Here is an 11,205-nt window from a genome sequence, read left to right on the forward strand (position 1 = left end):
GCCTCAGGTCCGGCGCACCGTCGCCGATAGGCGGAGGCATGAGTACGTCGTGGTCGCCGCCGTCGACTCGGACGTACGAGCGCGGGCTGCAGGGCCGGGGCGCCACCGCCGGGGTCCTCGGCGGGCTGCGCGCCGAGGGGTGGGCGGTCTTCCACGACGTGACCTGGCCCGGACGGCAGCGGGTGAACCAGGTGCACGTGGCCGTGGGGCCCGGCGGCGTGTTCGTGGTCGACGGCAAGAACTGGTCCGTGCGGATCGCGCTGCTCGACGACACCATCGTGGTCGACGGCTGGCGGCACGACGAGGTCGCCGCGGCGGCCGCCCGCGCGGCGCGCGCGGTCGCGGACCTGGTCGGCCCGCCGGCGGCCGCGACCGTGGTGCCGGTGCTGTGCTTCGTCCGCGACCAGCCCCTCACGGGCCGGTGCCACGACGTGCTGGTCTGCTCGACGGCCAACCTCCGCGAGACCCTGCTCGCGCGGCCCGCCGCGCTCACGCCCGACCAGGTGCGGACGGCCGCCCGGCAGCTCCATCGAGCGTTCCGGGTGCGGGCCGCCGACGTCTCCCGCGCGGGCCGCCAACGCTCGGCGACCTGACCGTCGGCGTTCTGTGGTCGAATGCTGGGACGGCCACACGGGGGTGGCCCTCTCGGGAAGGACCAGCCATGACCACACGAGCACGCGTACGCCGTACCGCCCTCGCCGTCGGGGCGGCGCTGCTGCTGCCGCTCGGCGTCGCCCAGGCGGCGCCCGCCGGCGACACCCAGGGCGCGCGGGGGATCGGGGACCCGTACTACCCGGACTACGGCAACGGCGGCTACGACGTCGACCACTACGGCATCCACATCTCGTACCGCCCGTCGAGCGACCGCGTCGCGGGCCGGACCCGGATCACCGCGCACGCGACGCAGGACCTGTCCCGGTTCAACCTGGACTTCGTGCTGCCGGTCTCGAGCGTGCAGGTCAACGGCCGGCGGGCGTCGTACGACCAGGGCCGGCACGAGCTGGTCGTCACGCCGCGGCGACCGCTGGCGACGGGCGAGCCGATGACCGTGGTGGTGCGGTACGCCGGGGTGCCGTCGACGATCACGTCCGACGGCGCGAAGCCGTGGATCCGCACCGCTGACGGCGCGGCCGCCGTCGGCGAGCCCGAGATCGCGGCGTGGTGGTACCCGGCCAACGACCACCCGCGCGACAAGGCGACGTACGACGTCAGCGTCACCGTGGCCAAGGACCTCGAGGTGCTCGGCAACGGCCGCCTGGTCTCCCGTGACGTCAGGCACGGCAAGCGGACCTGGCACTGGCGCGAGACCCGGCCGATGGCGCCGTACCTCGCGTTCTTCGTGGCCGGCCAGTTCGACATCACGCGGTCGCGCGCGGACGGCCTGCCGGTGATCACCGCGGTCGCGTCCCACGGCGGTCCCGAGGGCCGGTACGCCGCCGCGGACCTGAAGCGGACGCCCCAGGTGATCCGGTTCGAGTCGCGGCTGTGGGGCCCGTACCCGTTCGACGCGATGGGTGGGGTCGCGCCCGCGGCGGACTTCGGGTTCGCGCTGGAGAACCAGACCCGGCCGGTCTACACGCGCGGGTTCTGGAGCAAGGGCCCGAACATCTACGTGGTGGTCCACGAGCTCGCCCACCAGTGGTACGGCGACTCGGTGTCGGTGCACAACTGGCGCGACATCTGGCTCAACGAGGGGTTCGCGACGTTCACCGCGTGGCTGTGGTCGGAGAAGCACCACGAGGGCAGCGCGAAGCAGCTGTTCCACCAGTCCTGGCGCACCTTCCCGAGCGACGACCCCTTCTGGAAGGTGAAGGTCGGCAACCCGGGCGCGCACAACGAGTTCAACGGCGCGGTCTACGTGCGCGGCGCGATGGCCCTCCAGGCGCTGCGCACCCGGATCGGGAACGCCGCCTTCATGACCGTGATGCGGACCTGGGCGGCGGAGCACCAGTACGGCAACGGCACCGTCCGCCAGTACATCGCGCTCGCCGAGAGCGTGTCCGGCGCGGACCTCACGTCGTTCTTCGACGCGTGGCTCTACACGGGCCGCCGGCCCGCGCCGACCGAGGCCAACGGCTTCCCGCCGGACTTCCAGGCCCGGTCGTCGGCCGCGCGGGTCGCCGTCCCGGCGTCGTGGGCGAAGATCCGGCACACGCAGGCGTTGCTAGCGCGGGCTGAGGCGCGCTGAGGGCTACCCGACCTTCATCTCGCCGAGCTCGGACCAGTCCGTGCCGTCGACCTGGAAGTTCACGATCCGCGGGGTCTCGACCAGGTACGGCGGCAGGTCGGCCTGCGCCTGCTTGAAGTGGTCGGAGGTCACGTGCGCCTCGGCCGCGTCGTCCTGGAACGCCTCGACCAGCACGTACTCGTTCGGGTCGTCGAGGGACCGGGACCAGTCGAACCAGAGGTTCCCGGGCTCGGCGCGCGTCGCCTCGGTGAACGACCGGGAGATCTCGGGCCAGGCCTCGGCGTGCTCGGGACGGACCTTGAACTTGGCGGTGATGAAGATCATTTGTCCTTCCTAGCACCACCGTGCTCAAGCAATGCCCGCTGGCTGCCGATGACCCAGCATGGCCAGGAGGTACGCGCCGTACTCGCGGCGGGAGATGCGCCGCATCCAGCGGGCGTGGGGACGACGGAACTGGCGGCGGCTGACCGTCGTGACGGTCGTCTTCGTCGGCATCGTCGCGATCGTCACCGCCATCTTCGTCGTAATCTTCCCGCCGAGTGGAGCCCGCTCGTACGTCCTCGGCTTCCTTCATGCGGCCATGGCGGCGACCTACTTCTGGTACATGACGGTCGGGGTCCTGGCGTCGGACCCGGATGCGATCCGTCACCTGCGCGGCGCGTGGGGCGAGGAGAACACGCGTGAGGAGCTCAAGAGAGCCAAGCGCCGGCGGCTCATCTGGGACTGGGTGGACAGCATCAGCCTGATGAAGGGCGATCTCGACCACGTGGTCGTCACGCGGCGCGGTGGGCTCGTCGTGCTGGACTCCAAGTGGCGCAACCAGGCGAGCCCCAGCGACCGAGACGACATGCTGCGCGCGGCGCAACGCGCCAGGCAGCGGTGCGAGGCGCTCGCCTCGCAGGAGCTCGGGAAGGACCGACAGGCGCGTCACCGGGCTCGGGCGCACGCCTTCACCGTCCGATCCGCCGTGGTCGTGTGGGGCGCCCTGCAGCACGAGCTCGGCGAGCCGAGACTCGTCGACGGTGTCGACATCGTTCCCGGCTTCCGGCTGGTGGCATGGCTCCGGACCCTGGACGGTGACCCGGTCAGCAAGGGCGCTGCGCGCGAGGCCGTGGAGAAGATGCGGCAATTTCGCGCCCGGTCGTGGGATGCCGCGACCGCGGCGGAGCGTCGACGTTCCAGCGCCAGCGTCGGTTGATCGAGCGTTCTAGACCGCCAGGGTGGCACCCACGGCGAACGATGCCCTTGCTCCGCGTCGAGCAGAGCGGGTACCCGCCCAATGTCACGAATCCGCAGCGCTAGCAACCAGACCGAACTAGCGTCCGAGACCTCACACGAGCGTCAGCGTTCGACGCCAAACCATTGTGCGCATCGGTGGGAGCGAACATGGCAGGCCAATGGAACACGCCGGCGGGGTGGTACCCGGACCCTCGCGATCCGCGATGGATTCGCTATTGGGACGGCGCTAGGTGGACGGGTCATGTGCAAGCTCGGCTTCCTGCTCCACCGATGACAAGTGCGCCGCCCCCCGGGCAGCTCGTGGGTGATTCAGGCACCCTGGCCTGGTGGCAGACCTGGTGGGTCATCGTTCCTGGGCTGTTCCTGTGCCTTCCGTTGGGGCTGGTGGCTCTGTGGTTTCGGCGGGGCACGTCGACCGGCCTCAAAGCAGTGGTGTCCATCGCCACCGTGGCCTTCTACGTCGTTGCGTTGGCCGTCAGCCCCTCGGATGAGAGCGAACCCGCTTCAGCTCCGCCAGCGGCGGAGACGGACAGGCCGTCACCGACGGCGGAGCCGACCGTCACTCCGACGGCGGAGGTTCCGAAACTCAAGGGGATGACAAAACAACGAGCGGAGCGCAAGCTACGGGCGGCCGGACTCGAGCCCGGGACCATCAGCCACAGGCCGACCGCCGCTCGTGCGGGGACGATCCTCGCGCAGGGTGTCGCCGGCGGCACGAGCGTTGCCGTCGGCACCGAGGTCGCGTTGGTTGTCGCCGTTCCATTTCCGCGGTCGCCAACTGTGGTCGGCCAAACGGCGGGCGTTGCCGAAGCCAGGCTTCGGCGCGCGGGGTACGCGGTGAAGCGGGTGTACCGCACCCGGACGTCTGGCCGGAACGGGGAGGTGATCGGCCAGTCGCCGAGGGGTGGCGTACCCGTCCGAAAGGGGAGCACCGTCACGCTCACGGTGCTGCGTGTCGTCGCACCGCCCCCGCCGCCGCAGCCCGTGAACTGCACACCGGGCTACTCGCCGTGTCTTCCGCCAGCCCCGGACTACGACTGCGCCGGCGGTTCAGGGGACGGGCCCGCGTACACCGGCCCGGTACGCGTCACCGGGTACGACCCTTATGGCCTCGATGCGGATGGCGACGGGACCGCCTGCAACTGGTGAGGCCCGGGTCTCTGAGCCTCGGTGGTTTCGGGCCTGTGGAGAGCCCGCACGCCGATCCTCGGAACCTGGTTCTCTTCCGCTCGGGTCACGCGGGGTGGCCCCTTCTCGGGAGGAAGAGACATGCCTTCAGCACTCGTACGGGGCCTCGCGGCCGCCGTCGGACTGGCCCTGCTGGTGCCGGCCGGCGCGGCCGCGGCCGCGCAGGCGCCGGTCGGTTCGCCGGGGTCGCCGGGGATCGGTGACCCCTACTACGCCGACTACGGCAACGGCGGCTACGACGTCGACCGCTACAACGTCCGCATCTCCTACGACCCGCGCCGGGACCGCGTGTCCGGGACGACGTGGGTCCGCGCGCACACGACGCAGGAGCTGTCCCGCTTCGACCTCGACTTCGTGCTGCCCGTCCGGAGCGTGCACGTCAACGACCAGCCGGCGGCGTTCCGGCAGGGCGGGCACGAGCTGGTGGTGACGCCGCGGACGGCGCTGCGCACGGGCGAGGAGATGACCGTCCGGGTGACCTACCGCGGCGTGCCGTCGCGGATCCGGTCCCACGGCGTCCAGCCCTGGATCCGCACGAAGGACGGTGCCGTGGCGGCCGGCAAGCCGGAGGGCGCGGCGTGGTGGTACCCGGCCGACGACCACCCGCGCGACAAGGCGACGTACGACATCCGCGTCAAGGTGCCGCGCGGCCTGGAAGCGGTCAGCAACGGCGTCCTGGCCTCGAAGCGGATGCGGCACGGCAGGTGGGTCTGGCACTGGCGGCAGACCGAGCCGATGGCGCCGTACCTCGCGTTCTTCGTGGTCGGCCAGCTCGACATCACCCGCACCCGCGTCGACGGGCACCCGGTGATCACCGCGGTCCCGTCCGGCGGCGGCCGGGAGGTGCGGTACGCCGCCGCGGCGATCGCCCGGACGCCGGAGGTCGTGGCGTTCGGCTCCCGCGAGCTCGGGGCGTACCCGTTCCACGCGACGGGCGGCGTCGCCACCGTCGCGAGGACGCCGTTCGCGATGGAGAGCCAGACCCGCCCGGTGTACAGCCGCGGCTTCTGGCGTGACGGCCCCAACGTCTACGTGGTCGTGCACGAGATCGCGCACCAGTGGTTCGGCGATTCGGTGTCGGTGGAGGCCTGGCGCGACAGCTGGCTCACCGAGGGCTTCGCGTCGTTCTTCGAGTGGCGGTGGTCCGAGACCCACGGCGCCGGAACCGGCCGGCAGCTCTTCGACGCGGCGTGGGACGAGCACGCCGGCGACCGGTCGTTCTGGGACGTCGAGATCGGTGACCCCGGTGCCCACGGGGAGTCGGGCCTCGCGGTGCTCGATCGGGGTGCGATGGCCCTGCAGGCGCTGCGCACCCGCATCGGCGGGCCGGCGTTCTTCTCGGTGCTGCGGCAGTGGACGGCGGAGCACCGGTACGGCAACGCGTCGGTCGACGACTTCGTCGCGCTCGCGGAGCAGGAGTCGGGGGAGGACCTCGGGCCGTTCTTCGACGCCTGGCTGTACTCGGCCGGGCGCCCGTCGGCGACCAGCGCAAACGGGTTCCCGCGGGACTTCGCCGCGCGCGCTCGTACGACGCCGCCGTCGTCGTGGGACGAGATCAGCCGGACGCACGCCCTGCTTTCTTCTCGCTGACGGGCCACTTACCGTCCACAGCCCATGGCGGTCGAGCAGGTGTTCGAATAATGTAGCGGCATGACCACTCCCTCCGCTGTCGCCGACGCCCGGCACTCCCTCCGGGCGCTCGGCGCGGTGGCGTGGGAGCACGTGCCTCCGGCCGAGCTGCCCGGCGTGATGGTCGAGCTGGAGCGGATGCGCGCCCAACTGGACGCGGCCCGCGTCGACGTGGCCGGCCTGCTCGAGCAGAGCGGCGCCGCCAACGATGTCGGCTGGGCGTCGACGAAGGACTTCCTGACCGCGGTCGCGGGCGGCCGCAAGGGCGCCGGCGGCGGGCTGCTGCGGCTGGCGGCCGGCCTGGAGGGACTGCCGGAGGTGCGGGCCGCCCTCCGGGAGGGGCGGCTCTCCTCGGACCAGGCGCGGACGATCGTCAACCGGGTCGCGCAGCTGCCCCGGGTCGACGAGGTGCGCCGCGCCGCAGCGCGATCGTTCCTGGAGAAGGCCTGCGACCTCGATGCGACCGACCTCGACCGGGCCTGGCCGACGGTCGTCGCGGAGATCGACCCGGACGGCACGCTGCTCGGCGGCGAGCGGGACCTCCCGCGATCGGAGCGCGCGGCCCACCGCGCACGCTTCCTCGCACTCACGCCCGACGAGCTGGGCGGGGTGTGGGTCAAGGGCTACGCCGACGCCGAGAGCGTCGAGGAGGTCAAGGCCGCGCTGCTGCCGCTGGCGGCTCCGGTCTCGACCGAGCCGGGCGCCTGTGGCGGCGTGCCGGTCGACCTCGCCGCCGGGCGCCGGGGACGTCCTGCCCGGAGCCCGGGTGTGCGCACGACGGCCGCGACCCGCGCGAAGCCGGGGCGCGGATGTGGGATGCGCTGGTCGAGCTCTGCCGTCGCGCCCAGACGGCCGAGGTTCTCCCCGAGACCCACGGCGTGCGCCCGCGGCTGACGGTGTCGGTCGAGCTCAAGGCGCTCCGCACGGGCCTCGGGGCTGTGGGGAAGCTGCCCGGCGACCAGTGGCTGTCGGCGGCCGCGGTACGCCGCCTCGCCTGCGACGCCGACATCATCCCGCTCGTGATGGGCTCACCGGGCCAGGTGCTCGACGTCGGCCGCACCAGCGGCTGGTGACCACCGCGATCTGGCTCGCGCTGATCGCGCGCGACCAGCACTGCACGTTCCCGGGGTGCAAGCGCCTACCCAACGCGGGCGACGCCCACCACGTCATCCACTGGGCCGACGGCGGCCCGACCAGCCTCGACAACCTCGCTAGTGCTTAGTAGCACCCCAGGAGGCAGGGGTGGCAGCGCAGCGGTCTTGCCGACCGACCTGCACCGGCAGCACTCGGGATGCGAACCCCGGCAATGCCTAGGACGACCCGTTGCCGGGCACGATCTGGGATGCGTGCTCGCGCATGCCCTCCACCATCCCGGCGACGATGTCGAGCAGGTAAGGGACAGACCGAAACTCCCTCACTGCGTCTCGGATCGTGTGCCACATCGTGTGGACCTCGCCGACTAGGGGGACGCCTGTAGGGCTCTCGAACCGGTCGATGATCACGATCTCACCTGGGCCATCCACCTGAGGGCGGACCTCGATCTCCATGCCACTTGCACGAAGGGCATCGCAGATGTGCCCTTGGTTGACAAGAACGACAAGGGCCAGTTCGTGGTTCAGTATTTCGAATACGGCTCGGCGTGAGATCGGGAAGAGGAAGTAGGGAAGCGCGATCTCTGCTTCGGTGCCCTTCGCTCTCGGGATCGTGTGTACGACTACTGACGTCTCGTCCTTATTCTGGTTCTGTAGAAACTCAGTTTCCTTGACGTCTTGAAGGAAGCGGGAATCAGCGAAGGTTTCTTTGCTCCAGCCGCCCTCCTCGTAAACGACGATGTAGAGGAAGGCCTTGTCTACACACTGGGATGCGAAGTTGGTTCGGTGTGCTTCGCGAATCAGTCGTCGAACAACCGGCCAATGATCGGTAGCGGCCGTCTCGACGTGCATGTTGAGGATCGGCTCTTGTGTGTCGGTAATGATTCCGTGGCCAGCGCTTCCCTTGATCACGGCCTCGCGCATGCGAACGGCCTGACGCTCCAGCCGCGACCGTGGTGGTGAAGGCGGCGGAGGGGGCGGGACTTGCAGCTCTGCGATGGCCTCGCCTGTTTGGGGGTCAATGCCGACCATCGTCAAGACCTGTGATTGGTAGGTCTTCTTCTTTCGGCCCGTCGGGTCAGCGGGAACCGTGTCGATAACCTGGGTCTTGATCTCCGCGGTGACGTGGCTTGGGGTCTGTCGTGGGCGGGCGAAAGTGATGTCGCCAATTCGGAGCGTGTCCGTGATGTCGTGGAGAATCGGGAATCCCCAGCCCTGGCGACTGAGCGCCTCCGCCATCGCCAGCATCCCGACCGAACCGTCGCCGTCCTCACTGATGGGAACACGGGAGTTTTCAGACAGCGACGAGATCAGTTGCCTATCTTGACCTAAGACCAGCCAGGCAAGAGCATCACCAAAGTGGCGCGCGTGCCACCGCGCATCTCGCAGTTCTTCGAGGCGCTTCCGGTCGATATTTCGGGCGGACTCAGCCTTCGCCTCGGAGATCGCACCCTGAATATCACGCTGGATCTTTAGTAGGTCGACCTGCAACTTCCACAGGTCGTTAGCGGATTCGAACCGCTTGCTTAGAAGGCGATTGGCGATGAGCCGAATCTGCCGGTGGTGCTTTCCTGCATCGACCATAGGTGCCCTCGTCTCCGCGTCGTCGACGACGCTGGAGCCCATCCTCCCCGGGGACGTCGCGAAGCGACGGCCACTTCACTTGAAGTAGCAACGTAACTCGGAGCGGGTTTCGCGTTAGGGGCTTGGCCCCGGCTGCCCCCGTCTCTCGGGTCCGCAGGGGCCCCGCGCGGCGTGCTTGTTGCCGCGTGGGGGTGCGGATCGGGGGCAGTAGCGCGTGCCCGCCGACCTCGGGCGCGGTTTCGGTCCCGGCGTGTTCTGTGCACGGTCCCTGGGCTGGTGTTGCATGATGTGGCTACGAGACCGGAACGGCACGCCACCAGTGCCGAGTAACACCAGTAGGGCTCTGTCCCGGAGCCAAGGAACGCGAGGCCACGCGAGGCCAGGGACGATCCGGGCAGACGATGCGACGGCAGGAAGCGGGCCAAGCGAAAACCGCAGGTGGCTAGGGCCCCGCTGCGCGTCTCTGGCTCCTGGCGGGGCCGACATTCCCTGTCGGCTCGCTTGCTCGGAGTGTTCTGGTGTCCGTCTCTGTCGTTGTCCGCCCGGATGCGGGTTGGTCGTTGTCGCTGTACCCCTCGGCTGGGGAGGCCGGGGGATCGTTCGTCTACTTGTACCGTCCGGCGAGGGTGTGGGTTCCTGGCACGCCTGCTGCTGATCCGGAGCGGGCGCGGGCTGAGGCCGCGCGTCGTGCGCGAGCCAAGGTGCGTCGGTACTGCACCGCCCATCGGCTCAATCGCCTGGGAACGTTGACCTACGCCTCGGCGTGCCACGATCCGATGCAGGTCCGCGCCGACGTCGCGGGGTTCTTCAGGTCGTTGCGGGCTCTGCTGGGTGGTCGGGCGCTGCCGTACGTGTGGGTGCCTGAGTGGCACAAGTCCGGGCACGGGCTGCATGTGCACTTCGCGGTCGGCCAGTTCATCGGGCGGTCGAAGATCGAGGCGGCCTGGGGGCGCGGGTTCGTCCACATCAAGCGGTTGTCCGATCTTCCGGTCGGGTCCACGTCGCTGCACGAGGCGCGGCGTGCTGCGGGGTACCTGTCGAAGTACGTGACCAAGGCGTTCGCCGACACCGAGGCCGAGCGTTCCCTGGGTCTGCACCGGTACGAGGTCGCGCAGGGGTTCCAGCCGCCGGTCGTCCGGCTGACGGGTCGCTCATCGCGGGAGGTGCTGTATCAGGCGGTCGAGCGGATGGGCGGGGCGTTGCCGGCCATCTCGTGGTCGTCGGCTGACGCAGAGGACTGGCAGGGTCCGCCGGCGGTGTGGTTCGCATGGGACTGAGCCACCTGTCCCCAGAAGCGCTGGCGGCGTGGGTCGAGTTCTCCTGCGCGGCACAGGGCGTCCCGGTCAAGGTCACCGATCCCACGGTGGTCCGGCGGGTGGGGGCGTTGCTGGGGGCAGCACCGGATGCGGGGGCGGCGGGAGGACGGGGGCGCAAGCGCAGCGGCACCCGTCCTCCCGCCGGAACCGCGCCGGGATTGACGTCAGTGGCGCCACACGACGTCGACGCGGGACGGGTCCAGTTCGCGGGCACCGGGAGTGCCGGGGCCGATGGTGATGTGGTCGACCAGGGCGCCGACGATGGCGTTCTGTCTCGACAGGTTGAGGCTCGCCCACGATCGGCGTAGTTCGTCGCCGTTGCCGATCAACCCGGTCAGGGCGGTGGTGTGGCTGATGGCTGCGAGTTGCCGCTGGGTGTTCTCCAGGCGCTGCGTGATGGGGGCCTTCGCAGTCATCCACTCGCGCATGGTGATGTGCCGGTTGGCGTAGGCGAGTGACAGTTCTTCGAGCTGCTCCTGTGCCTCGTCGACCGCCCGGGTCAGTTCCCGGGTTCGGGCGTCGGCGCTGGAGCGTCCGGCGAGTGTGTCGGCGAGTCCGGGGGTGTCGAGGCGGTAGAGCACGGCGTCGGCGATGAACCGCTCCAAGGGGTCGGCCGTGACGGTGAGTTTCCCGCATCCGCCGTGGTCGGGGCCCGAGGAACAGACGTAGCGGCGGGTGCTGCCGCTCTTGCGCTGTCGCAGGCTGGAGTACAGCCGATTGCCGCACTTGCCGCACCGGACCATCCCGGAGAGCAGGTAGCGCTGCGGGGTCCGGCGTCCGCTGTTCTTCTTCTCGGCGTACTTGGCCAGGATTCGGCGGTGCTCGTCCTCGGTGATGATCGGCTCCCACACCGCTGGTCCGACGATCGTGCCGCGGTGGGTGCGGAGTCCGGCATAGCGGGGGTTCGTGAGCATCCCTCGCAGAGTCGTGGTGACCCAGGGGCGTCCGGTGACCGTGCCGACCTCTTGGT

12 protein-coding genes and 1 pseudogene are annotated in these 11,205 nt (G+C 70.1%); 10 read left to right on the forward strand and 3 right to left on the reverse strand.

What is annotated here, in order from left to right:
* Positions 1-38: 38 nt before the first annotated feature.
* The gene (locus ABD086_RS09605) at positions 39-593 is read left to right on the forward strand and encodes a nuclease-related domain-containing protein (protein WP_343907279.1); all 555 of its coding nucleotides are present in this window, start codon (positions 39-41) and stop codon (positions 591-593) included.
* 68 nt (positions 594-661) lie between these two features.
* Positions 662-2,188 (forward strand): M1 family metallopeptidase, encoded by a 1,527-nt coding sequence (locus ABD086_RS09610; protein ID WP_343907280.1) that lies wholly within the window; start codon positions 662-664, stop codon positions 2,186-2,188.
* A 3-nt stretch (positions 2,189-2,191) separates the two neighbouring features.
* Here ABD086_RS09610 and ABD086_RS09615 read toward each other — a convergent pair whose 3' ends face one another.
* Positions 2,192-2,512 (reverse strand): putative quinol monooxygenase, encoded by a 321-nt coding sequence (locus tag ABD086_RS09615; RefSeq protein ID WP_343907281.1) that lies wholly within the window; start codon positions 2,510-2,512, stop codon positions 2,192-2,194.
* Between the two features lie 58 nt (positions 2,513-2,570).
* Between ABD086_RS09615 and ABD086_RS09620 the strand changes: the two genes are divergently transcribed.
* The 7 genes and pseudogenes from ABD086_RS09620 (at position 2,571) to ABD086_RS09650 (ending at position 7,466) form a co-directional block, all read left to right on the forward strand.
* Complete coding sequence (locus ABD086_RS09620) at positions 2,571-3,386, forward strand: nuclease-related domain-containing protein (protein ID WP_343907282.1); 816 nt, start codon at positions 2,571-2,573, stop codon at positions 3,384-3,386.
* A gap of 188 nt (positions 3,387-3,574) precedes the next feature.
* Positions 3,575-3,685: pseudogene (locus ABD086_RS09625) on the forward strand (DUF2510 domain-containing protein); the annotation flags it as partial.
* A 174-nt stretch (positions 3,686-3,859) separates the two neighbouring features.
* The gene (locus ABD086_RS09630) at positions 3,860-4,576 is read left to right on the forward strand and encodes a PASTA domain-containing protein (RefSeq protein ID WP_343907386.1); all 717 of its coding nucleotides are present in this window, start codon (positions 3,860-3,862) and stop codon (positions 4,574-4,576) included.
* A 120-nt stretch (positions 4,577-4,696) separates the two neighbouring features.
* Entirely contained in the window at positions 4,697-6,205 is a 1,509-nt protein-coding gene (locus ABD086_RS09635; protein ID WP_343907283.1) for a M1 family metallopeptidase, read from the forward strand.
* 60 nt (positions 6,206-6,265) lie between these two features.
* Positions 6,266-7,138, forward strand: a complete 873-nt coding sequence (locus tag ABD086_RS09640; protein WP_343907284.1) for a DUF222 domain-containing protein — start codon at positions 6,266-6,268, stop codon at positions 7,136-7,138.
* The gene (locus tag ABD086_RS09645) at positions 7,054-7,317 is read left to right on the forward strand and encodes a DUF222 domain-containing protein (RefSeq protein WP_343907285.1); all 264 of its coding nucleotides are present in this window, start codon (positions 7,054-7,056) and stop codon (positions 7,315-7,317) included. Before ABD086_RS09640 ends, ABD086_RS09645 begins: the two co-directional genes overlap by 85 nt.
* Positions 7,314-7,466, forward strand: coding sequence for an HNH endonuclease signature motif containing protein (locus ABD086_RS09650; protein ID WP_343907286.1), 153 nt, complete (start codon positions 7,314-7,316; stop codon positions 7,464-7,466). Before ABD086_RS09645 ends, ABD086_RS09650 begins: the two co-directional genes overlap by 4 nt.
* Positions 7,467-7,554: 88 nt before the next feature.
* On the opposite strand, the gene ABD086_RS09655 is transcribed toward ABD086_RS09650, so the two are convergent.
* Positions 7,555-8,919 carry a hypothetical protein gene (locus ABD086_RS09655; protein WP_343907287.1) on the reverse strand — a complete coding sequence of 455 codons (1,365 nt, stop codon included), beginning with the start codon at positions 8,917-8,919 and terminating at the stop codon, positions 7,555-7,557.
* Between the two features lie 626 nt (positions 8,920-9,545).
* Between ABD086_RS09655 and ABD086_RS09660 the strand changes: the two genes are divergently transcribed.
* Positions 9,546-10,196 carry a rolling circle replication-associated protein gene (locus ABD086_RS09660; RefSeq protein ID WP_343907288.1) on the forward strand — a complete coding sequence of 217 codons (651 nt, stop codon included), beginning with the start codon at positions 9,546-9,548 and terminating at the stop codon, positions 10,194-10,196.
* Positions 10,197-10,399: 203 nt separating this feature from the next.
* On the opposite strand, the gene ABD086_RS09665 is transcribed toward ABD086_RS09660, so the two are convergent.
* Positions 10,400-11,205: recombinase zinc beta ribbon domain-containing protein (locus ABD086_RS09665; RefSeq protein WP_343907289.1), on the reverse strand; the 806-nt coding region annotated here is incomplete at its 5' end.

This window comes from Nocardioides aquiterrae (genome assembly GCF_039526625.1).
GTDB lineage: Bacteria > Actinomycetota > Actinomycetes > Propionibacteriales > Nocardioidaceae > Nocardioides > Nocardioides aquiterrae.